Here is a 24,751-nt window from a genome sequence, read left to right on the forward strand (position 1 = left end):
AACCTCCCAATAAGGCTCGAATTTCGAGCCTTATCACCAGGATTAACTGATGTTCACTTGGTAAATAGATGGAGGTTCATCCATAAAATTGTTTGCTTTTTTATCGAATAGAACAAGACTTAAAAGGAGAATTAAAGAGAAGCGGGGGTGACCAATGAACCAAAGACTGTTAATTCTTCTATCTGCCTTATCACTTCTTATCTGCGCATGCGAACAAGATCCTTTGGTAAAACGCCAAGTGAAAGCCGTGGCTCCAATGAACCAAGAAAATACACTATTACAGATAGATAAGCACATAAGCCTCACTCCAAGACCAGAAGAGACCTTCTCTTTCCCTATACAGATTGGTGAGGTCGGTCCCGCCGACAGTCTCTACTCAGGTAAGCGCCAATACCCCTTTTACTGCATGACAGTCGATGCCGGTCTGGGACAACCTTTAGTCGATAATGAGGAAGGCTATGGAGTGCCTATATACGATGATAATGAGCAGCTTATTGGCTACAGTAAAGACTGCTTAATAAGGTCGAGACTGGATTACTACTATGCAGTGGCCGGCGAAGTCGATGACGACGACTCAATCGAGCCCTACAACATAGACAATCCACCAGCAACATCCGACATATCCCATATAGAGGTAGAGGGAAAGCTCGTCCCCGAGATCTATCGATTGGAAAGAGGCAGCATCAACCGTTACATCTATCATATCGTCATGTTAGTGCCTGAATATGGCCTGGGTAACCGCAATATAAAGCAGTACTGGAACAAGAAGCTGCTCTATCAATTTAAAGGCGGATCCAGCATCGGCTTCCGCCAGGGACAGATGGGAGCCGAACGATTTATCGGCAGACGGAGATCTCTCTTATCACAAGGATACGCGGTAGTCGGCTCCAGCGGTAATAACACCAGCTACTCCTATAACATGCTCCTGGCCGAAGATATTGCCAGGAGAGTAAAGAAACAGTTCACCTCCCTCTATGGCGATCCCATATATACCTTGGGCATTGGCGGCTCGGGTGGAGCACTGGCCCAATACCTGATCGCACAAAACAGCGAGGGGATACTGGATGGGTTAATGCCGCTATACAGCTATCCGGATATGGTCTCACAATCAATTTTCATACTCGATTGTGACCTGCTACAGCATTACTTCAATATTACCGCGAATGACAATGACAAGTGGCGGGACTGGGAGCAGAGAGAAAATATTGAAGGCATGAATGGTATCAATGATTTCAGTCACCCCTACACCTTTCTTGTCCCTCTGAATCAATTGTTCGCAGGAGCCTGGCCATCTATGCCTAACGGTAGCAGCGAATGCGTCTACTCCTGGTTTATCGCCTCAACCTTCTTCTATAACCCCAAGCAGGGCTATATTAAACCCTTCTTCTCTGACGATGTGAAAGCTCAGGTAAATTGGACCTACTGGCAAGACTTAGCACAGATCTATGGGGTCGATAACAATGGCTTCGCGCGCACAACCTGGGGCAATGAAGGGGTTCAATATGGCCTGATGGCACTGCGCCGCGGCGATATCAGTATCGAAGAGTTTATTCATCTCAATCAATATATTGGCTCCTGGGTTCCTCAGGATAAGATGCGAGAAGAGACGGCATTTACGCCATTTGGAATGAAGTTTCCCTTGTGGTTAAGCCTTTGGAGCCGTAATAACATTACCGAACCTTCACCGGATATTGCGAAGAGAAAGCCTGCCGATCCGAAGGCTATCGATAATGGCTATCGTTATGGACAGATCTTTATTGGGAAGGCGGAGGTGCCTATCTTAGAGATCCGCCACTATCTGGAAGATGAGCTCAATATGCATCATACGGCCGCCTCTTTTGAGAGCCGTCTCAGGATCCAGAGTTATCAGGGCCATAACGATAATCAGGTTATCTGGATATCTCACAAGGACTACACCCCACTCAAGGAGGGGGTTGAGTATTTAGATCGCTGGCTAATGAATATAAAAGCCTCTGATGACAAAGATCCAGTGGCAGCGAAACCTCAATCGCTGCGCGACGCCTGTATAGGTAGTCGGGGAGAGATACTATTCGAAGGAGATAATGTCTGGGACGGGGAGTGGAACAGTAAACCCTCCGGGGAGTGCAGTAAAGTCTTCCCTAACTACAGCAATATTCGGGTTCAAGCAGGTGGCCCTTGGGCGGGGAGCATCTTTAAGTGTGGCCGGATCCCGGTTGCCAGTGCTATCGCAAATGGTACCTATGGTGACATATCTATGACCCCATACCTGCAAAAGCTAACATCGATATTTCCAGGTGGTGTCTGTGATTATAACCAAGGTGATATAGCCAGACCCGATATGGGATTAAGCCCTATGCTGCACGCAAAAAAGAGCCCTAAGATCAGATACAGCAATCAGACGAAAGCCAAATAACGGTTGAACCACAGTATGGCCCCTAATCCACAGGAACAGGGGCTATAACTGAGCTTATTCCAACCTATCAATCTGCTGATTAGCTCAAAGTTCAATGTGCCCGAACCAACTGGATAAAGCTTCCTGCTTATCTTCGAACAGGCTATTTTGACCTCGTTCTAAATTAAGCATAAGATCCCTTATCCCTCGATAATTAAGAGCCTAATAACAATGGGATCGACCATAGATATCAGTTGGGGGCAATTAGCCCTATTTATGTCAGTACTGTTTATTCCCCTGCTCATCAATCGAAGGTTTGAACTCAGATTAGGCCGTGATATCTCCATTGCGGTGATACGAATGACGGTGCAATTAATCCTGGTTGGCTTATACCTGGAGTTTCTGTTTGAGCTCAACAGTCCACTGTTAAATATACTCTGGTTAAGCGTCATGATACTCATAGGAGCGAGTGCGATCATCGGCGGCGTTAAGCTCCCCAAGCGCGTCTTGTATCTTCCCGTTTTTACCGGGTTAATTATCGCCATAACACCGCTTATGCTTATTCTCCTGGCCCTCTTATTAAAACCGCAGCCCATCTTCAGCGCGCAATACACTATCCCACTCGCCGGCATGCTACTGGGTAATAGTCTCAGTGGGAATATTGTTGCCTTGCAAAGGCTATTTTCTGCCTTTGAGGAAAAACGAATGGAGTATGAAGGGGTCTTGGCCCTGGGGGGAAAACCGAATCAGGCGGCCTACCCTTTCGTTCAATCGGCCTTGAAGCAATCTTTAGCCCCTATTCTGGCCTCTATGACTACTACGGGGCTCGTTACACTACCGGGTATGATGACGGGTCAGATTTTGGGAGGCAGCGATCCTATGGTCGCTATCAAGTATCAGTTAGTCATACTGGTTGCGATATTTGTCATGTTAAGTGTGTCTGTGACTATTTCATTAGTCCTGTCGGTAAGAAGCAGTATTGAACCCACAGGTTTTATCAAAATCCGTATTAACAAGCCATAAAATGAATGAAAGGCATTAGGTGTTAGCTGATTTGCGCCTGCAAGCTGGATATTGAAATACTGCGGCTAACGATACTTAGAGATGATCTGTTCATATAGATTATTGCCATCACCAATAAATTCACTCTTTATCTCATCGATAGACAGCTGTAGCTTATTGACTAGCTCAGGATCCGTATCTTTACTGAAAGCAAAATAGAGCTCACTCTCCTGAAGGGTAAAAACAGACTTGAATAAACTAGGGTCTAAACCAGCATTATGAATATTCCAATTGGCCACATTCTCTTCATAGGCCCATAGTTGAATACGGCCCTTATTTAGCATCTTGAGCAGAGAGTATGCACTATTTGCCCGCTTAATATGTTTCGCTGGCACTCCAAAAGATAACAGGAGTTGCTCGCCAATATCGTCCTTTATCCCGCCTATGCTGTAGTTCGACAGCTCATCTATCGAATGAATATTGATCTCACTCTCAGCCCTTGCAAACAGCACTACCCGGGTTTCAACGATAGGTCCGACCCAGTGAAATGAGTCTTCACGAAGCTGGGTGCGAGTCGTTGAAAAAAGTACCCGGTCAGGGCCCGCTAAGGCCATCTTATAGGCTCTGGGCCAAGGTAAAAGCTGAATATTCTCTCTGGGGAGCCCTTCACCAACTCTGGCTAAGGCTGCACGCAGCAGATCCACCGCAATCCCTTTTAACTCTCCCTCTTCCTGATAGTTATATGGCGGGTAGGATTCAGTTAAATACTCGAGCTCAGACAAGCTGCTGGCCCGCGCATTAAAGATAAGCGTTGTGATAGCTAAACATATCATCACGACCTGTTTTATCCGCACATATACCCCCTCGAAGAATCCCTAGCTTGAGTGTAGCAAGACAAACGAGAAGAGCAATATCTGAACAGATAAGCTTAATCACTCATTAAAGATATAAAAACACTGAATTTATCTCTAAATAGCATCCCCTACCAACAGTGTGAGTTTAAAGGCTGGAGTTACTTAGACTTTGGTAAGCTTGCTTAAACCAGTCTCGGGCTATGACGAGGTTATTTATACGATAAGTTTCTATACAAAGAGGGCGATCACACTACCTATGGTGGCGGCAGCTTTAAGGTATTGTCCTGCGGTATAGGAATCATCTTCCTTCTCTTCCACTTTATCGGGGTGATCCATACCAAGTGCCCCGTAAGCAAAAGACTTTACTCCTCCGGATTGATCAGCCTTATCTTTTTCTGTTGTCCCCTTAGCACTTGCAGGGGCGACTAACTTATCGGTATCAGGTATTTGAGTGCTGCCGCTCTGAGTTTGCAGCCTTACCGATTCGGGAGAGAGGTTGACCAAACTATTCTCCGCTTTGGGATTTGCGGCTTGCCCCGTCTCTCTTTCCGTTATAGAAACGAGGCTTTTATCGGTATCAACATGAGTAGAATTTTGAGGGGTTGCATGAGTGTTCGACTGACGTTCAGGCAGATAGGCATTCTGAGAAGATGGATTACTAATACCGGTTATTATCATTACCTTAGCCTCACAATTTTACTACACATCTTCGACAATATAATGTAAAACGCCATACAGTAAAACAGTCATAGGTTCAGACTAATGCTACAAATCGTATCAAGGCTAACTTGTATCAGAAGTTAATTCCCCTCCGATCCTTGCCATACCATTTAAAATCGATACTCAAACTTAAGCCCAATAACTTCGAAGCTACGATCATCAAGTTCAAAATGATCCCACTGGAACCGAATATCTGATTTGGGAGATACCTTAAAATTAAACCCCACTCCTAAATATGGAGATATTCCATCTGGCTCTAGATTCTGCTTATTGCCAACTAGCAAACCAGACTCCTGCTCCCAATTGAACGCCCCGACATTGACTAATGCAGATACCCCGGAGGCCAGCTGGAATCGGTAACCCACTCTTGCTCCCCAACCTGAGTATAAGCGGCTATCTTGACTCAGCAGGTCTCGGTAGCCATAGTCCTGTGTAGCCCACACATCCCCGGAAGCACTCCCAACGCCCCCCAGTTCGATATGATCTAAGCTCAACTGCCAAGTCGAGCTTTGCAGAGGTGAGACAGGTACGCCTGTTAACTCTGCATCTTTTAATTTGGTCACATTGAGTTCATTAATGAGTTGGCGAACCGAATCACTCTCGAGTAGATTGTCGACTCTAGAGTCAGCCATTGAAGTAACCGACTGTTCAGAGCGGTAGGTACTGCGCTGAAAAAGTTCCCCCGCAGACACATGGTGGCAGAGTAATAAGAAGAGCAGAACGGTCAGCCAGGCTGAAGGGAATATGCGTCGCTTAGACTTAAAAACTGAGTGTTCAGCTTCCCCCTTAAACTCATTGGGGCTTGAAACGGATCGCAGACTCAAAATAGACAGGGCCGATGGAATATTAACGTCATTTGGATTATCGATGAGCATCTTCATCACTCCTCAACTAAAGACTTGTACAAATAATAAGCAATAGTCGGGCCAGCCAAACACGGTGATGATAAGTATCAACTGCTTAAGGAGGAGTCAGGAGTTAGGTCAAAGGCAACGCCAAATTCTTGCCACAAACTGCGATGCAGTTTGCGACAAGCAAGAAAGATAAACCGCTCCTAGAACTCGAGTACGTTTTGATAAATTTCAATCACCCGCTGCGCATGTAGCTCCACCAGCTCCAAAGCGAGCTGTCCGGGCTTTTGTTGCAATGTCAGCCTGTGGTTCTCATCACGCAAAAACAGATACGCCTGAATTAACTCCTGAGCATCGAGTTGAGGCAATAGGGCTAACTCTCCGAGAGTCGAGAAGATTCTGATGTTATCAGACCAGATACTGAGTTCACTGTGCTCATTGGCATTAGCCAGCACCAGGTATTGAGCGATAAACTCAATATCTGCGATCCCGCCAGCACTCTGTTTAAGATCGAACATATCCGGGCTAACCTTAAGCAGATGCTCTCGCATCTTCAAACGCATCTCTCTCACCTCCTGAGCCAGAGTCTCCTTCTCTCTATGTAACTGTAAAACCTCGGAGCGTAGCGTACTAAAACGGCTGGATAACGCATTATCTCCAAACATAAACCTAGCTCTCACTAAGGCTTGATGCTCCCATGTCCATGCTTCTTCACGCTGATATTGACCGAAATGCTCTATCTCGCTCACTAGCAGACCCGAAGCACCGGACGGCCTGAGGCGCATATCTACTTCATAAAGCTCACCTGAATTCGTTCGGGTTGAAAACAGGTGTAGGATCCTTTGCGCCAACTTGAGATAAAAATGGCCAACCTCTATCGGACGTTCGCCATTAGTCTCTGTATTCTCCGGAAAACGTTCTCGGGAGTAACTGTGCAGGAAGACCAAATCAAGATCTGACCCGTAACCCAGCTCAATCCCACCAGCTTTACCGTAGCCGATAACCGCAAAACCCATATCCCCCTCATCGAGATGAGTAGGAACGCCATGGCGGGAACTGACCTGTAACCAGGCTTGCATCACCACCTGCTCAATTATCGCTTCTGCCAGCAAGGTCAAATGGTTGCTCACCTGACTCACAGGTAATACTCCGGTCACGTCAGCCGCGGCAATTTTCAATTGCTGCGATAGTTTAAACTGTCTCAGCCCCTCCATCTGCTGCTCCATATCCTCTTCCGGCACACGCAACAGGTATTGACGCAGCTCACTGCCATAATCATCTAATGAGGTCGTATCATAGAGTTGAGCCGGATCGATCAACTCATCGAGCAACATGGGAAATTTTGCCAGCTGAGCCGAAATCCATGGGCTGGCACAACATAAACTCACCAGCTGTTGACGTGCGCCGGGATTCTCATACAAGAGTTCAAGATAGGTCGTGCGGGTCAGGATCTGATCCAATACCTTAGACACAGGCTCAAAGGCTTTGGAGGGAGACACCAGCGGAGTTAACTCACGCAAGAGCCAGGGCATCAATTTATCTAAGGTATCCCGGCCGCGAGGTCCAATGGAACGCTTCGCAATGGTATCGCGCCATGATTTCAGCATGGGCCAGAGATCCGGGTCTTCGATAGACTGCTCACTAATGAGCGCTTGTGCATGCTCATCCTCTTGCACACTCCAGAGCTGCTGCGTCCACAACTGTGATGACTCATCCTGCTCATTACCCCCGACCGTATCATTAAAGTGTCGATGGATCTTGCTCATGGCAGACTCGATATGCGTTCTTAGCTCGGCTTCTGAAGCCATTCCCATGCAGTGACACAATCGATACCAATCCAGACCATTATCGGGCAAGGTCTGAGTCTGTCGGTCGCCTATGGCCTGGAGTAAGTTTTCCACTCGCCTCAATAACAGGTAACTCTGCTTGAGATCATCGACAGCCAAATATTCAAGCTGTCCTAAGGTATACAGGGTATCGATAGCGGCAAACAGACTTTGCTGACGCAATGAAGGCTCCCGTCCCCCACGGATAAGCTGGAAACTCTGCACCACGAATTCGACTTCCCGGATCCCGCCGGCACCCAGCTTTATATTATCGGTAAGCTTACGTCGCCTGACCTCTTGGGTGATTAACTGCTTCATTTTACGCAGAGATTCAATAGCCGAAAAATCGATATAGCGGCGATAAACAAATGGCCTCAGCATAGAGTGCAGCTCATCAGAAAATGCAGTCCAAGGACCCAACGCACGCGCCTTCACCATGGCATAACGTTCCCAGTCGCGACCCTGCTCCTGATAATAATCTTCCAGAGCACTGAAGCTGACCACCAGAGGGCCACTCTCTCCATAGGGGCGAAGTCGCATATCGACACGGTAGACAAAACCATCCACAGTAACCTGATGGAGCAGATTCACCAGACGCTGGCCCATTTTAATAAAGAACTGTTGATTATCCAAGGCGCGGCGGCCACCTTGTGTCTCTCCGTGCTCAGGGAAGGTAAAGATAAGATCGATGTCTGAAGAAAAATTGAGTTCACGTCCCCCCAGCTTACCCATTCCGATAACCATCAAGGGTTGAGGATTTCCCTCACGGTCACAAGGCGTTCCGTATTGCTGACAGAGCTCACGGTAGAGCCAGTCACGTCCGGCAATGATCAGCGCCTCAGACAGGGCAGAGAGATCGAGCAGCGAGTCTTCGAGGCTCACATATCCGAAAAAGTCTCGCCAGGCCAGTCGCACCATCAACCGATTTCGATAGCACCTTAAAATGGCTTTCGCTTCATCTTCGCTACGGCAAGGCTCCATGAGTTCATGCAGCTCTCTATCGAAACTTAGCCTTTCAACCTTAACTAACTGCCCATCGAATAGGGCGGGGATCCAGTCAGGATGTCGGCATAATTGCTCCGCGATAAAATCACTCACCCCCATGATCCGGTAAAGCTCATCGCAATGCTTCTTATCTATTAAGGTCGAGAGCTCAGGCCACGCTTCATTTAACCTTTGCCAGTAACGATCCGCAACGTCAGTGATAATGGCGGGTAACGACTTGTTACTGATATTTTCCATGGTAATAATAATCCCTAACAATTATGGCAATCGACTTATTATCAATTAAGACATATTATGTCTTAACTGTGACTAGCGTGTAACGACCAAGATTTAATCTAGTCACCGAACTGAGTTTAAACAAAAAAAATTACTTTTTATTTCAAAGTAAGGGTTACTATAACCTAATGAAATACTAAGCTGATGATATTTTATCAGCCTCTACCGAATATAAATGGAGAAAATATGGCAGCGATGTTCATACGTGTTCTCACTCTTACATTGCTTTTAACCTTAGTGGGTTGCGGTGATGACAGGCCCGATCGCATTGCGCAATACCAGCAATTGGCGGGTCAGAGAATAGATTCACTCAATCAGATGCTCGATAGCGGTCAGATCCGTAATGCCACCCTGCTTAAGCAATACACTGGTATTCTGGCAAAACAACAAACTGAACTGGCTCCCCTGCTCGATGAGCTGGCAAAAGATGCAACCACTAAAGGGCCTATGTTTACCTCTTTAGTGCGTCGTGTTCGCGAGCTTGGTGATGCAGGCAACTACATCGATCTCGATCAGCAGCTGGCAGAAGCTGAAAACATCTATCAAGCCGCCGATCCCAGTCTCTATAACGACATGCTGTCAGATCCACTCAACGTCGTCGCCGATATGTCAAATGGTGCGCTGGCCCGAGTCAACTCCATCAGTCGTGAGGCTGCGGCTCTCGCCAATGGCTCCGAAGATTTTGGTGCGGGTAGCCAATTAGTCGGTAATCCGGGCTACGGCAGCTGGCAAACAGGCTCAAATGGCATGTCATTCTGGGCCTGGTATGGCATGTACTCCATGTTTTCCAATGTGATGCGCGGCCCTATTGGCTACGATCGCTGGTCCAGCCGAAGAAACTACAGTTACTACAATGATGTAGGGCGTTACCGTTACACCTCTCCTAAACAGGCGAGTGCACAGAACAAAACCTTCGAGCGAACCAAGAAACAGTTCAACTCACAGGGGAAGAAATTCGACAGCCCCTATGCCAAATCACGCACGGGCTCAACCAGCTTATCGCGTCAAAGCACGAGTACACCCAAGGCGAGTTCGACAGGTACTCGCAGTAAAAGTGGCAGCAAGTTCCGTTCTAACTACTCTAAGAACAGTAACTTCCGTAATTCTAACAGTCGCACTACTCGCGGTGTACGCCGAGGCAAATAGATAAGGACATACCATGACATTTTTTCAAAACTTCGGCATCACAACAGATCTAGCCATTATATTAGTGATCGATCTGACTATCGCCATTATTCTTTTAACCTTGATGCGCTACCTTCAGGGCTGGACAGCCAAGGTAGATAGCCGCATAGAACTGGCAGAGAAAGATAATTTTGCCTTCGGGATCAGTACCGCCGGCGCCATTGCAGGATTAGGTATCGTGCTCACCGGAGCCATCTCAGGTGAAGCCGCAGACTCCTATATTGTTGAGGCTATCGGCATGAGTGTTTATGGACTATTTGGCTTACTACTGATTAAGCTAGGTAGGTACTTTCACGATAAGGTTGCCCTGAATGAGCTCAATAAAAACGAGCAGATCCTCAAAGGGAATATCTCGGTTGCGATTGTCGATGCCTGCGCTGCAATTGCCACAGCCATCATCATACGTGCAGTATTGGTCTGGGCCGAAGACCTGACCCTTGATACCTTCATAGCCATCTTCAGTGCCTTTGCCATTTCACAGCTAATGTTGGTACTGCTAACCCGCTTTCGCGAATTTCGCTACGCCAAACGAAATCAAGATGCCTCGATGCAAGATGCACTTGTTCAAGGCCACACCGCGGTAGCTATCCGTCATAGTGGCTACATGTTGGCCATGGCGCTGAGCTTCAACGCTGCCAGCCATTTCATCATCTATAACCCTCAAGCCTATATCGCCAATCTTGTGGGCTGGTTCATCTTCTCAATCATTATGTTAGTCACTCTCTCTGTACTGATTAAGATAGTGAAAAAGCTGGTGTTATCTAAAATACATCTAGCTCAGGAGGTCGAGCAGCAACACAATATCGGTATCGCTACCGTGGAGCTGGCAATTAGTGTAGCTGTAGCCCTTATTCTAACGAGCCTAATGTACTAGCCCAGAATTTTTGTAGGAACACATAAAATACGGTTAATCATTTGATTAGCCGTTTTATTTTATCCGCAAGCGTTTGACTGTGAGATACGAGTGAGTGAAGTGACGAGTTCCAAACTAACCCAACCTGAAGAAAGCCTGCCTGATGTGAAGGATCTATCCCCTGCACTAGGCACAAATACCATAGGCAGAGAACGAAAGTTAAGCTGGTTCGACGACACCTTGCTACTCGGCATAATGGCCGTATTAGCAGGCTGTGGCTTGATCTATGAATACCTTCTCTCTCACTATGCGGGTCGAATTCTGGGAGCATTAGAAGCTGCTATTTATACCATGATAGGCCTGATGATCGTCTCCATGGGAGTCGGTGCCTTTGCCGCCAGGAAAATACGTTGTGCCTTTACCGGTTTTGCCGTTCTGGAGCTCAGCGTCGCCCTGTGCGGCTCCCTGGCGATACTCATCACCGCCGCGATTATCGGTTTCGGTCAGCAACTACCACTCATTATCGCCAGCACGTTAGGCCTGCCGCCAGATCAGCTACCCGAAGGTGGCTTTATCGGCTTGCTTCAGCACCTGAGTGAATACCTGCCTTACTTCTGGGGCGTATTGCTCGGCTTGATGATAGGTATGGAGATCCCGCTCATTGCGCGTGTAAGACAGTCTTTATGTGATGAACACCTGATGCACAATGCTGGCACCATCTATGGCGCCGATTACATTGGTGCGGGTATCGGTGCTGCCATCTGGGTCAGCTTCATGTTAGCTATCGACATCCAGCTGGCTGCCGCCTTAACAGCCAGCTTTAATCTCTTGGCCGGCTTTATCTTTATCTGGCGCTTCTGGGATCGAATTAGATTTGTTAAAACCCTACTTGTAGGCCATTTTATCGCCAGTGGCATTCTGTTGATGTTGGCCTGGCATGGCCCGGGCTGGGAGCAAAACTTTAATAACCTGCTCTATAAAGATGAAGTGATCTACGCCAAATCTACTCGCTTCCAACAACTGACATTTACCGAGAGGCTCAGAGGCAGCGGCCTGGAACCGGTGTACTCTCTGTATATCAATGGAAGGTTGCAGTTCTCCAGTCAGGATGAGCATATCTATCATGCGTTTTTAGTCCATCCGACACTGGAAGCCAGCGCACGTCATAATAAGGTATTAATCATAGGTGGAGGCGACGGTTTAGGGCTAAAACAGGTACTAAAATGGCAGCCTGAGCAGGTCACCCTGATGGATCTGGACCGGGATCTTCTCGAGCTATTTACCTCTCATGATGCAGACATGCCCACTCGATTAAGTCAGACCCTGCTAAAACTGAACGGTGACGCACTCAATGATCCCAGAGTCGAGGTCGTTGTCGACGATGCCTTTAACGGAGTCGATAAGCTGCTGAAGAGGGGCGACAGGTATGATGCCATCATCGTCGACTTGCCCGATCCCAGCCATCCAGATCTCAACAAGCTATACTCAGATCTTTTTTATAAGAAACTGAAGGAACTCTTAAGCAGTGATGGTGCTCTAACGGTACAGTCGACCTCGCCTTATCATGCCCCTAAGGCCTTTATATCCGTCGGGAAAACGTTAGCACTGGCAGGCTTCAATGTCAGCCAATACCATCACAATGTACCCAGTTTTGGTGAATGGGGTTGGAGCATAGCCACAGCATCGGGCAAGAGTGCTAAAAACAGATTAAGCGATATTGAACACCTATCCATAGAAGACGATTGGTTAACACCAGGACTCATTAAAGGGTCATTTGAGTTCCCGGGCAACTTCTATCAGGATATGGATAAGATCGAGCCCAACCGCATAGGCTCTATGCAACTGTACCAATATCACCAAAAGGCATGGACAGAAAATCAAGGCGTCACACTTTTCTGATATTGAAAAGGTTAAATTTGTTTAATCGAAATTGAAGGCACAGGCCATAAGCGGACTCAAGTCTTGCTTACGCCTGAATATTTGGGAACATGAACTGAATTCAGTGCATGACACTTTTCGAAAAATAGCACTTGACATATTATGTCGTGATGCTATCTTTAATCGCAGACATAATATGTCATAAGGACAAATATGAATATTCACACTATTGCCAACCACCTCAATGACCTTTGTGATAAAAGCCATACCGGCTTGCAATTTGATTGCTATCCAATCGACGGCGAAGTAGAGGTTTTACAAGTCAATATCGTTGGACGTGAAGAGATCCCAGTATTCGTATCGGTGACAGAAAACCAAGTTCTCTGCATCAGTTACCTTTGGGGAGAAGACGAAGTAAATCAGGACCGTCGTTTAGCGATGTTTGAGACAATGTTAGAACTCAACATCCCGATGCCACTGTCATCATTTGCAAAAATTGATGATAAGTATGTGATTTACGGCGCACTGTCTGTTCAATCAGACATGCAGGAGATAGAACAGGAGCTTTCCGTTCTTTCCGATAACTGCCTGGAAGTCATCGACGAAATGGTCGAGTACTTAAAGTAATTTCTTATCAATTTTTTAGTCCCGGTTCAAGTCGCCGTGACTAGGTAAAAGGAGCCACATTATGGGCATACTAAACAAGATTTTAACCGCTTTTCGTGGTGGTGCAACAGAAGTTGGTCAAGGCATCGTCGATGCAAACTCTACTCGTATCTTCGAGCAAGAGATCCGTGATGCGGAAAACCACCTGACAAAAGCTAAACGTGAATTAACTGACGTTATGGCCAAAGAGATGCAGGCCAGCCGCGAAATAGACCGCTTAAAGCGCTCCATCAGCGAACATGAAGGCTATGCCACTCAAGCACTCGAGAAAGAGAATGAAACCTTAGCGATGGAAGTGGCTGAGAAGATCTCTCAACTAGACCAGGAGCTTGCAGAGCAAGAAGGTGCAAACGTTAACTTCACTGCTCATGCGACTCGTCTTAAAGACCTCGTGCGTAAAACTGAGCGCCAGCTAACTGATTACCAACGTCAACTGAGCATGGTAAAGACCACTGAGAGTGTTCAAAAGGCAACGGCTAGCATCACAGACTCTTTCGCAGGTAGCAGCTCTAAGCTATTAAATGCTAAAGATTCACTGGAGCGTATCAAGGCTCGTCAGCAGCAGTTTGATGACCGTCTGGTCGCAGCTGAGCAACTTGCCGATGAAAACAGTGATAAGTCACTACACGATAAACTTGCGGAAGCGGGCATTGGCGAGCAAAAATCGAATGCTAATGCAGTACTTGATCGCCTGAAAGCGCGCAAGTAACTATAGAAGCTAAATGAAGAGATTCAGCGTTAACTGCTTGAATAGATTCAACGCCTAATAAGTAGCGCTTTTCTTATCACTAAGAAAGGCGCTATTTTCGTCTTAGCGTTAAGCTCACACTAAGACAGGGATTATTCGAGCGAAGCCAAGTTATATAATTAAAAGTATTAATAACCCAAAGTATCAGGAGTCGATGATGGGATTTTTAAAAGGCCTTTTCGGTAAGAAAGAGGCGCCAAAACGTCAACTCGATCAACCCTCTCATCTGATGAAGGGCGATATGATCTCCCTCGATGACAGTTTTGCTCTGCCGCCTCAACTCAGGGGCCAACAGTTAAGAGTCGAATCTGTCAGTACTTATGAGTATGAACGCAGTCAAAAGGCTGAATGGGTGCTTAAAGGCCATGGTCAAGAGACGCTTTTTCTTTCACTCGATGAAGATGATGAAACCTATCTGGCATTCTCCATTAAGGTCAACCGCGGACAAGTTGAACAGATTTTCGACCTCGAACACTTTAGCGCTATCTTCGAAGAAGATGAACAAGCACAGCTTACGACTCAAGCCTTACCCAATGAGCTCTCCACACAATTTGAGCAGTGGTTAGGCAAAGAATATCATCAAGTTAACTCCGCGCAGTTTGGTTACTTTCACCGTGAGGATTATCGTGGCAAGAAACCGCCACAGGATGAAAGCGGTGCAACAGGCGAGGCATTCGAATCCTACCTGTTAATGGATGACGAAGAGAAATTTGCTATCGATGTCGAAGTCTATGACGGCGGTGAAACCGATGTCATGTTAACCTTGTATCGTCCATTGTCCGATATCAGAGATTATTGGCCAGGGAAGTAAACTCTTTAGAACCTAGGTTCTAGCTCCTAGGTTCTAAGTTAGATTTCAATTTTTAAGGTAAACGGTATGACTAAGCAGAAGAGCCCACTACCGGAACAATGGTTACAAAACCAGAAGGCGGCCAAGGCGACACAGGTGGCTTTCGATCTCGATGAGAAGTTCCAATACTCTATTCGTAAAGCCGCATTAGACTCAGGCTTTAGCCCCTCGGATCAGATCCGTACCATTCTGGGGCTTTCGGTGACCAAGCGGCCTAAACGTCCCAGACTCACCGTCTCTCTCAGCCCTGAAGATTATCTCCAGTTAGCTGAAAAATATGATCTATCGCCAGAGCAGCAACTCGAAATAAAAAAACATGTATTGGACGATCTCATCCACTTTGTCGATAAAAGCTAGTACACTCATGCAGATGCCTGCCAGAAAAATAGGTAGGCAATCGATAAAGTATAGTGATATTGGACGAGATCATGGCTGATAAAAAACGCTGGTTACTTCACCCGGAGCAAGCTCCAACCCCTTTCCAACTTGCAATGATGATGCTTTCACTGTTGTCAGTCATTGTTGTTCTTGTTCTCAGCTTTGCTTCTCTCGACTCAGAAACCAACCGACTCCTGCTCTTTGTAGATTTCAGTATCTGCATGATTTTTATGACCTACTTCTTTGTTAACTTATTCAGAGCAGAGAATAAAATTGACTATATCAAGCACAACTGGATAGATTTCGTTGCCAGTATTCCAGCGATAGAGCCCCTGAGGCTAGCTAGGCTGTTTCAAATTTTACGAGTGATACGTCTTATTCGTATGACTCAGTCTTTAATCATTCCCATCATAAAGCAGCGCAGACAAGCGACACTGGCCAGCCTGTTAGTGGCTATGGTCACCATCCTGACCTTCGCATCGGTATTAATGCTTATCGTAGAGGCGGGCGTACCAGACGCAAATATTCATACCGCAGAAGATGCCATCTGGTGGACCTTAGTCACCATCTCAACCGTGGGCTATGGCGATTACTATCCGGTGACCGCTGCGGGCCACGTGATTGGTGGTGTCGTCATTATTTGTGGCGTCAGTTTTTTCGGTGTTATCTCAGGTTATATGGCCTCTCTGTTTATCGCGCCGGATGAGTCAGAAAAACTTGAAACTCACAGCGAGCAGATCCGTTGTGAACTGCATGAAGCACTGGCTAGAATGGAAGCGAATCAAGGTGTGTTGATGGAGCAAATTGAACAGCTGAACCAAAAATTAGAAGAAAAGAAAGATACGCCAGAGAGCTAGTAGCCAGCTTCGCCTAAAAATATGAATAACGAACTGAAAGTTAACTAAGACAAAGGGAATCAGGAAAAACTCAGGTGGCGCAGCCATCAACCTGGCTACGCCCTCTTATCATCGAGCATATCTAGCGCCAATAAGGTTCGTTCTTTAACGCCGAGCGTCTGGAGTGCTCCATCGCAAACAGCAGGCTATGTTCCTTATTAAGCAACCAGTCCGAAATATCGATAGCTTCTGACTCACTCAACTCTGCCAGTTGCCGATATGCCGCTAATGTCCTTATTCCCAAGACAAGATCTTGCCACGGAGTCCTGAACAGATCTCTGGCTTTCGTTGGATATAGGGCACCGTATGCTACTCCGACAAAAATACTCTCATCCAGGGCACGTGCAAAAGATTGGTATTCCTGACTGCTGAGATCTTCGCTAGAGGGCATAAGTTTAACGATTTTCTGCCATGAGGCTTCCTGCATCTTATCGGCAAACTCCTGCAGCTCCAGCCTTTTATCTATGACCTTTTTACCCGCCTGAAAAGCAAGCAGCAGATCAACGAGTGCTAATTGAAGGCCTCCATAGCAGGTATCATTCAACATTTTGTCTATAAGCTGTGGAATCGATAAACCTTTCAACTGAGCCAAGGTCGCCGCCGTTAGCCGTTTTTCCTGAGGGAGTTTAGCGATCAGTAAACTGTTTTGATCGATAATTTCGACCAGACTCAAACCCGTTTCAATAAAATCCAGATGCCCTTCGATACAATCAAACTTAGACGCCAACTTGTCATCAAGCAGATTAAATTGCGCCAGTGTACATCTGAGCAGACGAACACATGCCCTAAGCCTGTAGCAAAGGTGAGGGGCTTGTTCATCATCCTTGATACCGGATTCGAGAATCATGGCTTCGAGTAACTGCCAACGCTCAAGACCGGTGCTCAACAGCGCGATAAAGGTGTGTTTAAGATCTTGCTCTGGTACTAATGCAATAAAATCTAATGCCTCCAGGCTCAGAGGGCTCGCCTGTGCGGCTAAACGATATCCCCTTTGTGCCTTACTCGCCTTACCTAAACGTACCGGGATCTGCTCGGCAACCAATAATCCTAACTGAATAAGTGCCGATGTTTCACCTGCCATAAGTTCAAATTCGAGCTCACAAATAGGCTCTGATATCACTTTCCCTTCTCTTTTGACGCTCACCTGACCAATATCTAAGGCGAGCTCGACTAAGCTGTCACCGACATATATATGCCATCTTCGCCTGACAAAATCGGTATTAAACAGACAGACCAATTCAGATTGCACTGATGAAAGTTTAGACAGTTCAGGCCATATTTTTTCAGGAAATTTACTGAGATCTGGTGTATCTTGCTCGATAGCCACATTGAATTCCGGCCGCGAATGGATCCCTCCGATCACACTGCCGGCCGTTTTTATTGTCTGCTCTCTCTCACCATCACAACTTCTGACTCTAAGCCCCATATCCCATTTTCTCAGCTGAAGATCGGAGGTATCGAAATAACTATTGATGAGTTTCTTTACCCCTTTGGGCTCAGAGTGAGGTAAACTATCCAGCAAGTGAATTAAGGTTTCTTGTTGTTCTAATTGAAAAAATAATTTTAGTTCTATCTCGGCGTCCATTAGCCTGCAGCTCGCTCTTTTGTCAATGTTAGGAGCGGTGATGTTCCCCTCTCCTAATGGTTGTCATTAAAGTTTAATTAAAATTTAATCAAAAAATCATCTATCGTGCCAAGTGTAATATTACTGTCACAAACTCGCCGTAGGATGCGGTTTGCAGTTAAGATATAACTCGTTAGAATAAAAACTGTTAGTTTTAATGTAAAAACACAGTTTCAATACGCGGTCGCTTGGGTTAACATGCGCCCGCTTTTTCCAACAGTGGAATAACCTAAATAGGTACACGGCAATGCCAGTAAACTCTATTTTGGGCGTGTTTGCAAAATCGCCAATTAAGCCTCTACAAGAGCATATAGACAAAGTGCACGATTGTGCATCGATACTTATCCCGTTTTTTGAGGCTACTATAGCCGGAGATTGGGATAAAGCTGTTCAACTACGTAAGCAGATAAGCTATACGGAAAGAGAAGCGGATTCACTAAAACGTGAAATACGTCTCACTCTTCCTGGTGGTCTGTTTATGCCTGTCGAACGAACCGATCTTCTGGAGCTTCTGACCCAGCAAGATAAAATCGCTAACAAGGCAAAAGATATCTCAGGTCGAATCATCGGCCGTCAGCTTCTCGTTCCTGAAGCTATACAAGCCCCCTTCACTGCTTACTTGCAACGCTGCCTCGATGCAGTATCGCAGGCTAAACAAGCAATCAACGAGCTCGATGACCTGTTAGAAACCGGTTTCCGTGGTCGTGAAGTCGATCTAGTTGCAAAAATGATCGCCGAACTCGATAAAATCGAGGAAGATACGGATGATCTTCAAATCAAGATCCGTCGTCAGCTGTTCGCTATCGAAAACGATATGAACCCTATCGATGTGATGTTCCTCTATAAGATAATTGAGTGGGTTGGCGACTTGGCAGATCTTGCCGAGCGAGTTGGCTCCCGCTTAGAGCTGATGCTAGCTCGCGTCTAACAACAAAGTTATCAAGGTAACAACATGGTTGATGTATTAGTCACCAACGGCCCAATGCTTATTGCTATTGCGGCTGCTTTTGGTTTTTTAATGGCATGGGGTATTGGCGCCAATGACGTAGCCAATGCAATGGGAACCTCTGTAGGTTCGAATGCGATTACGATTAAACAAGCGATCATCATCGCGATGATTTTTGAATTTGCCGGTGCTTATCTGGCAGGTGGTGAAGTAACCAGCACGATCCGTAAAGGGATTATCGACTCAGCATACTTTGTTGATTCGCCTGAACTGCTTGTATACGGCATGATATCTGCGCTACTTGCAGCAGGTATCTGGCTTATTGCAGCTTCAGCGCTAGGCTGGCCTGTATCTACAACTCACTCAATTATCGGCGCTATCGTTGGTTTTGCGGCAGTGGGTGTAGGCACAGACGCCGTCGAGTGGGGTAAAGTTGCGGGTATCGTCGGTTCTTGGGTTGTGACTCCGGCTATATCAGGTTTTATCGCCTTCATGATATTCCAGAGTGTACAGAAGCTTATCTTCGATACAGAGGATCCACTGGAAAACGCTAAGCGTTACGTGCCTTTCTATATGGCACTGGCTGGCTTTGTCATGTCACTGGTGACCATCAAGAAGGGTCTTAAACACATTGGCTTGCACTTCAGCAGTGGTGAAGCCTATGCGATGGCCTTTGGTGTCGCTGTGCTGGTAGGTATTGCCGGTATGATGGCCATCAAGCGTCTTAAGATGAGCAAGAGCGCCGACCGTCAGACTCAGTTTGGTAACGTAGAGAAAGTCTTCGCTATCTTAATGGTTGTTACAGCGTGTTGTATGGCTTTTGCTCACGGATCTAATGATGTTGCGAACGCTATTGGCCCATTGGCTGCCGTCGTTTCTGTTGTCAACAGTGGTGGCGATATAGCGGGTAAATCTTCATTAGTATGGTGGATTCTGCCTCTGGGTGCCGTTGGTATCGTGATGGGTCTGGCTATCTTTGGTAAGCGCGTAATGCAGACCATTGGTAAGAACATTACTCACCTGACTCCTAGCCGCGGTTTTGCTGCCGAACTGGCTGCCGCCTCAACTGTGGTTATTGCATCGGGCACCGGTCTTCCAATCTCTACGACTCAAACCTTAGTCGGTGCGGTTTTAGGTGTGGGTATGGCTCGCGGTATTGCCGCGATTAATATCGGTGTGGTCAGAAATATCGTCGTATCTTGGGTTATCACGCTTCCTGCGGGTGCTGCACTGTCGATCATGTTCTTCTTCACGATTAAAGGCATCTTCAGCTAAGATTCGATCATCCGGCTTTTAGTTCAAAAAGAGTTCGGCGAAGATAGTGAGATAAGGAGGGAAGCCAACAGGCTTCCCTTTTTGATTTCTACCACTGAGCCACATTCGCAAAGGAGACTCCATCCAGAAGCCTTTTTCCTCGGCCCTCAATACTCTGGTTCATAACAATTAGTCTCCAACACTTCGACCTATCTGTATCACGACACCCCAACTAACCCCTACATCAAAGTCTTGCATCAAAGCCTTGCAAAAAGTCCTGCAAATCCCTAGCATGTGGCTATATTTCTTCGATGAGAATTCAAAGTGTTAAGATTCTTTGCTTTAGTGGGACTGATGTTACTCTCTCCCAGCCTGCTGGCTGAAGGCCAACCCCGTTATATCTCAGACCAGGTATACCTCTATCTTCATGGCGGTCCCGGAACCCAATACCGTATTTTAGGCAGCATTGAAGCTGGACAGGCGATCTCTGTACTGGGTCAAAAAGAGGGAGATTACTCCAAGATCATCGACCACAAAGGCCGCGAAGGCTGGATTGAAACTAAGATGATTAGCGCTAAGAAGAGCTTCCGTGAGCAGTTACCGGAAGTTCAGGCCGAACTCGACAAAACCAAGGCTGAACTCGAACAGATTATTAACTCCAGTGACAGCAGTCTTCAGGAGCTTCGTACGCTCAAGAGCCAACTCGCTCAGGCAGAAAAGTCTCTCGAGCAGGCCAGCACAGAGCGTGATATAGCAACGACTAAGCTTGCCAGCATTGAAAAAAATGAACGCTTTCAGATGTGGCAGGAGGGTGGACTTATTGCCGCTGCAGGCCTGATACTGGGTATTATCTTGGTCTACCTACCAAGACCCAGACGTAAGCAGAAGAACCGCTGGTAATACCAATCGGTATAACACTTAAGTTCATGTCATATTATAAGTAAAAGCCAGTGCACTTAACGCGCTGGCTTTTTCTTTATCATATACCCAAGCTACTTCGACATGCTGAACCCTGCATTTAGAGGTCGTTTGAGTATACAATCAACACCTCCTTACCCGCCGCCCCGTCACACACTCCGCCGACCAGATCAAACAAAGTTCACACACAGAGTCACAATGGTGTCCCTCGTCACATTTTGAATGTATAATTGCGCGCGAAGATGTCAGATTGTATACAAAAAATAACAAGCATCTTAATACACTTACCGAAGCCAGACTTCCTAGGCTAGGTTTCGGTAAGATTTTTCTTCAAGCAAACTGTCCCTTAACCGGCCCAGATGGAAGCGATTACTATGTTCAAAGCGAGTGAAGTTCTGACTGGTCACTATGACCAAGCTAATCTCGATGAGCTATTTACAGCCATCACCAATAACTACATTGTCGATGAAGATGAATATCTATCTGAACTTATCAAACTCGTACCTTCGAGTGACGATGAAATCCAGCGTGTTACCAAGCGTGCCCATGATTTAGTAGCTAAAGTTCGCCAATATGACAAGAAAGGCCTAATGGTTGGCATCGATGCCTTCCTACAGCAGTACAGCCTGGACACGCAGGAAGGTATTATCCTCATGTGTCTGGCTGAAGCATTATTACGAATTCCAGACGGCGCGACGGCCGATGCACTTATCCAGGATAAACTTTCCGGGGCTAAGTGGGATGAGCATATGAGTAAGAGTGATTCGACGCTCGTCAACGCCTCGACCTGGGGCCTGATGCTGACAGGAAAAATCGTCACCCTGGATAAAAATATCGACGGCAAACCCAGCAATCTTCTGAACCGTCTGGTCAACCGAGTCGGCGAGCCCGTTATCCGTCAGGCTATGCTGGCAGCCATGAAAATAATGGGTAAACAGTTTGTTTTAGGTACCTGCATCAAAGATGGCCTGAAAAACAGTGAAGCGAACCGAAAGATTGGTTATACCCACAGCTACGATATGCTGGGTGAAGCCGCGCTGACCATGGTCGATGCAGACAAATATTTCAGTGAATATTCGGCAGCCATAGCCGCCCTTGGCGCACAAACCTATGATGAGAGTGTGGCGCCACGCCCCACCATCTCCATCAAGCTCTCCGCATTGCACCCAAGGTATGAAGTTGCCAATGAAGATCGCGTGCTGACCGAGCTTTATGACTCCTTAATCAAGCTGATTAAGAAAGGGCGTGAACTCAATGTAGGCATAGCGATCGATGCCGAAGAGATGGACAGACTCGAGCTGCACCTAAAACTTTTCAAGAAACTCTATAACTCCGATGCAGCTAAAGGCTGGGGTCTTTTGGGTATCGTAGTACAGACCTATGCTAAACGTGGCCTTCCGGTACTATGCTGGCTGACACGCCTTGCCAAAGAGCAGGGGGATGAGATCCCGGTTCGCCTCGTGAAGGGCGCCTATTGGGACAGCGAGCTTAAATGGGCACAGCAAGCCGGTGAAGCGGGCTACTCACTCTTTACCAGGAAGGCGGGAACGGATGTCTCCTACCTTGCCTCGGCCAGGTACGTCCTGTCCGATGCGACCCGCGGCGCCATCTACCCTGAATTTGCGACCCATAATGCACAATCGGTAGCCGCCATTATGGACATGGCCGGCGATCGCCGATTTGAATTCCAGCGTCTGCACGGCATGGGGCAGGAGCTATACGATACTCTGCTGGCCGAAAGCCCGGACACCCGAATCCGTATCTACGCACCGATTGGTGAGCACAAGGAGCTACTGCCTTATCTGGTACGTCGCCTACTTGAAAACGGTGCCAACACATCGTTTGTTCATAAACTGGTAGACCCTAAGGTCGCCATCGACTCACTGGTGGTTCACCCGATAAAGACACTTCAGAACTATAAAACCCTATCTAATAATAAGATCGTTCAACCCGCCGATATTTTTGGGGAAGAGCGTAAAAACTCAAAGGGACTCAACATGAACATCATATCTGAATCAGAGCCTTTCTTCGCTGCACTCGAGAAGTTTAAAGACACTCAGTGGAACGTCGGGCCTTTGGTCAATGGTGAGCTTTTAAGTGGCGAAACGAAAGAGGTCGTCAGCCCGTTCGATACCACCAAGCTAGTCGGTAAAGTCGCCTTCGCTAATAATCAAGCCATAGAGCATGCCTTAGCGGGCGCCGATAACGCCTTCTCGAGCTGGTGCAATACACCGGTTGAAGTGCGTGCCACAGCACTACAGAAACTGGCCGATCTTCTCGAGGAGAATCGTGAAGAGCTGATCGCACTCTGTACCCGAGAGGCGGGTAAGAGCATTCAGGACGGTATAGATGAGGTCCGTGAAGCGGTCGACTTCTGTCGTTACTATGCCGTACAAGCTAAGAAGATGATGGCTAAGCCGGAGCTACTTCCTGGCCCGACAGGCGAGCTCAACGAGCTGTTCCTGCAAGGCCGCGGTATCTTTGTCTGTATCAGCCCGTGGAACTTCCCGCTGGCCATATTCTTAGGCCAGGTCGCCGCGGCGCTTGCTGCCGGTAACACGGTAGTGGCTAAACCTGCCGAACAGACTTCTATTGTCGGTTTCCGCGCCGTTCAACTCGCTCATGAAGCAGGGATCCCGAAAGAGGCACTTCAGTTCCTCCCAGGCACAGGTGCGACAGTCGGTGCCGCTATCACTTCAGATGAGCGTATCAATGGTGTCTGTTTCACCGGCTCTACGGGAACGGCCAAGCTGATTAACCGCACTCTGGCAAACCGCGAAGGCGCGATCATCCCGCTTATCGCCGAGACAGGCGGTCAAAATGCCATGGTTGTCGATTCGACATCTCAGCCAGAACAGGTTGTTCATGACATTATCGACTCATCATTTACCAGTGCCGGTCAACGTTGCTCTGCGCTGCGCGTACTCTTCCTACAGGAAGATATCGCAGACAGAGTTCTGGAAGTAATGAAAGGCGCCATGGATGAGCTCACGATTGGCGACCCAAGTTCGGTGAAAACCGATGTAGGTCCGGTGATCGACGCCACGGCACAGGCTAACCTTAATGCCCATATCGATCATATCAAGCAAGTTGGCACCCTGCTTAAGCAACTGGAGCTACCTACGGGCACCAAGAATGGTCACTTCGTTGCCCCGACTGCCGTCGAGATAGATTCCATCAAGGTGTTGGAGAAGGAGCATTTCGGCCCAATCCTGCACGTGATACGTTACAAGGCCGCCGATCTGCATAAGGTGATCGATGAGATCAACAGCACCGGGTTCGGTCTGACTCTTGGCATACACAGCCGCAACGAAGGCCACGCCCTCGAAGTGGCCAGCAAGGTCAAGGTAGGTAATGTCTACATCAACCGTAATCAGATTGGCGCAGTTGTTGGTGTTCAGCCATTCGGTGGACAAGGCCTGTCTGGCACGGGTCCTAAAGCCGGTGGTCCACACTACCTGACGCGCTTTATCACCGAGAAGACTCGTACCAATAACATCACTGCGATTGGCGGGAATGCAACCCTACTTTCACTGGGTGACAGCGAAGAGTAATCGCTTACTCTAAACAAGCAGTCTAAAAACCAGGCCATAGTGCCTGGTTTTTTTATCTCCTCAATTTCTCTTCTATACTTGAGCTATTAATTC

19 protein-coding genes are annotated in these 24,751 nt (G+C 47.2%); 14 read left to right on the top strand and 5 right to left on the bottom strand.

The features are described from left to right. The first annotated feature begins 154 nt into the window (after positions 1-154). Positions 155-2,395 (top strand): DUF6351 family protein, encoded by a 2,241-nt coding sequence (locus tag SSED_RS20000; protein ID WP_012144162.1) that lies wholly within the window; start codon positions 155-157, stop codon positions 2,393-2,395. Between the two features lie 210 nt (positions 2,396-2,605). Next, positions 2,606-3,397, top strand: a complete 792-nt coding sequence (locus SSED_RS20005; RefSeq protein ID WP_012144163.1) for an ABC transporter permease — start codon at positions 2,606-2,608, stop codon at positions 3,395-3,397. A gap of 65 nt (positions 3,398-3,462) precedes the next feature. Here the strand turns inward: SSED_RS20005 and SSED_RS20010 are convergent, their stop codons facing one another. The 4 genes from SSED_RS20010 to glnE all read right to left on the bottom strand — a co-directional run bounded on the left by SSED_RS20010 (position 3,463) and on the right by glnE (position 8,869). After that, a complete protein-coding gene (locus tag SSED_RS20010) occupies positions 3,463-4,230 on the bottom strand; it encodes a substrate-binding periplasmic protein (RefSeq protein ID WP_223295928.1) in 768 nt (255 codons plus the stop codon). Between the two features lie 228 nt (positions 4,231-4,458). Continuing rightward, positions 4,459-4,908, bottom strand: a complete 450-nt coding sequence (locus tag SSED_RS20015) for a hypothetical protein (protein ID WP_012144165.1) — start codon at positions 4,906-4,908, stop codon at positions 4,459-4,461. A 152-nt stretch (positions 4,909-5,060) separates the two neighbouring features. Then, on the bottom strand, positions 5,061-5,825 hold the full coding sequence (locus tag SSED_RS20020; RefSeq protein ID WP_012144166.1) for a hypothetical protein: 765 nt from the start codon (positions 5,823-5,825) through the stop codon (positions 5,061-5,063). 179 nt (positions 5,826-6,004) lie between these two features. Next, positions 6,005-8,869 carry a bifunctional [glutamate--ammonia ligase]-adenylyl-L-tyrosine phosphorylase/[glutamate--ammonia-ligase] adenylyltransferase gene (gene glnE, locus SSED_RS20025; protein ID WP_012144167.1) on the bottom strand — a complete coding sequence of 955 codons (2,865 nt, stop codon included), beginning with the start codon at positions 8,867-8,869 and terminating at the stop codon, positions 6,005-6,007. A 225-nt stretch (positions 8,870-9,094) separates the two neighbouring features. On the opposite strand from glnE, the gene SSED_RS20030 reads away from it, so the two are divergent. The 8 genes from SSED_RS20030 (at position 9,095) to SSED_RS20065 (ending at position 16,323) form a co-directional block, all read left to right on the top strand. Beyond that, on the top strand, positions 9,095-10,054 hold the full coding sequence (locus SSED_RS20030; protein WP_012144168.1) for a hypothetical protein: 960 nt from the start codon (positions 9,095-9,097) through the stop codon (positions 10,052-10,054). Between the two features lie 13 nt (positions 10,055-10,067). Continuing rightward, positions 10,068-10,967: a DUF350 domain-containing protein gene (locus tag SSED_RS20035; RefSeq protein ID WP_012144169.1), complete on the top strand. Its 900-nt coding sequence runs from the start codon at positions 10,068-10,070 to the stop codon at positions 10,965-10,967. A 144-nt stretch (positions 10,968-11,111) separates the two neighbouring features. Continuing rightward, positions 11,112-12,845 carry a polyamine aminopropyltransferase gene (locus SSED_RS20040; protein ID WP_049772184.1) on the top strand — a complete coding sequence of 578 codons (1,734 nt, stop codon included), beginning with the start codon at positions 11,112-11,114 and terminating at the stop codon, positions 12,843-12,845. A gap of 192 nt (positions 12,846-13,037) precedes the next feature. Continuing rightward, positions 13,038-13,451, top strand: a complete 414-nt coding sequence (locus tag SSED_RS20045) for a YjfI family protein (protein ID WP_012144171.1) — start codon at positions 13,038-13,040, stop codon at positions 13,449-13,451. Between the two features lie 61 nt (positions 13,452-13,512). Beyond that, positions 13,513-14,199 carry a PspA/IM30 family protein gene (locus SSED_RS20050; RefSeq protein WP_012144172.1) on the top strand — a complete coding sequence of 229 codons (687 nt, stop codon included), beginning with the start codon at positions 13,513-13,515 and terminating at the stop codon, positions 14,197-14,199. A 196-nt stretch (positions 14,200-14,395) separates the two neighbouring features. Continuing rightward, positions 14,396-15,049: a hypothetical protein gene (locus SSED_RS20055; RefSeq protein WP_012144173.1), complete on the top strand. Its 654-nt coding sequence runs from the start codon at positions 14,396-14,398 to the stop codon at positions 15,047-15,049. Positions 15,050-15,115: 66 nt separating this feature from the next. Further along, on the top strand, positions 15,116-15,445 hold the full coding sequence (locus SSED_RS20060; RefSeq protein ID WP_012144174.1) for a hypothetical protein: 330 nt from the start codon (positions 15,116-15,118) through the stop codon (positions 15,443-15,445). Between the two features lie 71 nt (positions 15,446-15,516). After that, entirely contained in the window at positions 15,517-16,323 is an 807-nt protein-coding gene (locus SSED_RS20065) for an ion transporter (RefSeq protein WP_012144175.1), read from the top strand. 121 nt (positions 16,324-16,444) lie between these two features. Here SSED_RS20065 and SSED_RS20070 read toward each other — a convergent pair whose 3' ends face one another. Then, a complete protein-coding gene (locus SSED_RS20070) occupies positions 16,445-17,947 on the bottom strand; it encodes a CYTH domain-containing protein (RefSeq protein WP_012144176.1) in 1,503 nt (500 codons plus the stop codon). A 286-nt stretch (positions 17,948-18,233) separates the two neighbouring features. Between SSED_RS20070 and SSED_RS20075 the strand changes: the two genes are divergently transcribed. From SSED_RS20075 to putA, 4 genes are all read left to right on the top strand, one after another. Beyond that, positions 18,234-18,914 (top strand): TIGR00153 family protein, encoded by a 681-nt coding sequence (locus tag SSED_RS20075; protein WP_012144177.1) that lies wholly within the window; start codon positions 18,234-18,236, stop codon positions 18,912-18,914. A gap of 24 nt (positions 18,915-18,938) precedes the next feature. Further along, positions 18,939-20,207 carry an inorganic phosphate transporter gene (locus SSED_RS20080; protein ID WP_012144178.1) on the top strand — a complete coding sequence of 423 codons (1,269 nt, stop codon included), beginning with the start codon at positions 18,939-18,941 and terminating at the stop codon, positions 20,205-20,207. 303 nt (positions 20,208-20,510) lie between these two features. Continuing rightward, positions 20,511-21,086, top strand: a complete 576-nt coding sequence (locus tag SSED_RS20085) for a TIGR04211 family SH3 domain-containing protein (RefSeq protein WP_223295929.1) — start codon at positions 20,511-20,513, stop codon at positions 21,084-21,086. 377 nt (positions 21,087-21,463) lie between these two features. After that, complete coding sequence (putA, locus tag SSED_RS20090; protein ID WP_012144180.1) at positions 21,464-24,658, top strand: bifunctional proline dehydrogenase/L-glutamate gamma-semialdehyde dehydrogenase PutA; 3,195 nt, start codon at positions 21,464-21,466, stop codon at positions 24,656-24,658. Positions 24,659-24,751: the final 93 nt, after the last annotated feature.

It is taken from the genome of Shewanella sediminis HAW-EB3 (genome assembly GCF_000018025.1).
Classification (GTDB): domain Bacteria; phylum Pseudomonadota; class Gammaproteobacteria; order Enterobacterales; family Shewanellaceae; genus Shewanella; species Shewanella sediminis.

Excerpts from the sequence above, each read along its gene's own strand:
- SSED_RS20000 (WP_012144162.1), top strand. The coding sequence starts at position 155 with ATGAACCAAAGACTGTTAATTCTTCTATCTGCCTTATCACTTCTTATC.
- SSED_RS20005 (WP_012144163.1), top strand. The coding sequence starts at position 2,606 with ATGGGATCGACCATAGATATCAGTTGGGGGCAATTAGCCCTATTTATG.
- SSED_RS20015 (WP_012144165.1), bottom strand. The coding sequence starts at position 4,908 with ATGATAATAACCGGTATTAGTAATCCATCTTCTCAGAATGCCTATCTG.
- SSED_RS20020 (WP_012144166.1), bottom strand. The coding sequence starts at position 5,825 with ATGCTCATCGATAATCCAAATGACGTTAATATTCCATCGGCCCTGTCT.
- glnE (WP_012144167.1), bottom strand. The coding sequence starts at position 8,869 with ATGGAAAATATCAGTAACAAGTCGTTACCCGCCATTATCACTGACGTT.
- SSED_RS20030 (WP_012144168.1), top strand. The coding sequence starts at position 9,095 with ATGGCAGCGATGTTCATACGTGTTCTCACTCTTACATTGCTTTTAACC.
- SSED_RS20035 (WP_012144169.1), top strand. The coding sequence starts at position 10,068 with ATGACATTTTTTCAAAACTTCGGCATCACAACAGATCTAGCCATTATA.
- SSED_RS20045 (WP_012144171.1), top strand. The coding sequence starts at position 13,038 with ATGAATATTCACACTATTGCCAACCACCTCAATGACCTTTGTGATAAA.
- SSED_RS20050 (WP_012144172.1), top strand. The coding sequence starts at position 13,513 with ATGGGCATACTAAACAAGATTTTAACCGCTTTTCGTGGTGGTGCAACA.
- SSED_RS20055 (WP_012144173.1), top strand. The coding sequence starts at position 14,396 with ATGGGATTTTTAAAAGGCCTTTTCGGTAAGAAAGAGGCGCCAAAACGT.
- SSED_RS20060 (WP_012144174.1), top strand. The coding sequence starts at position 15,116 with ATGACTAAGCAGAAGAGCCCACTACCGGAACAATGGTTACAAAACCAG.
- SSED_RS20065 (WP_012144175.1), top strand. The coding sequence starts at position 15,517 with ATGGCTGATAAAAAACGCTGGTTACTTCACCCGGAGCAAGCTCCAACC.
- SSED_RS20070 (WP_012144176.1), bottom strand. The coding sequence starts at position 17,947 with ATGGACGCCGAGATAGAACTAAAATTATTTTTTCAATTAGAACAACAA.
- SSED_RS20075 (WP_012144177.1), top strand. The coding sequence starts at position 18,234 with ATGCCAGTAAACTCTATTTTGGGCGTGTTTGCAAAATCGCCAATTAAG.
- SSED_RS20080 (WP_012144178.1), top strand. The coding sequence starts at position 18,939 with ATGGTTGATGTATTAGTCACCAACGGCCCAATGCTTATTGCTATTGCG.
- putA (WP_012144180.1), top strand. The coding sequence starts at position 21,464 with ATGGAAGCGATTACTATGTTCAAAGCGAGTGAAGTTCTGACTGGTCAC.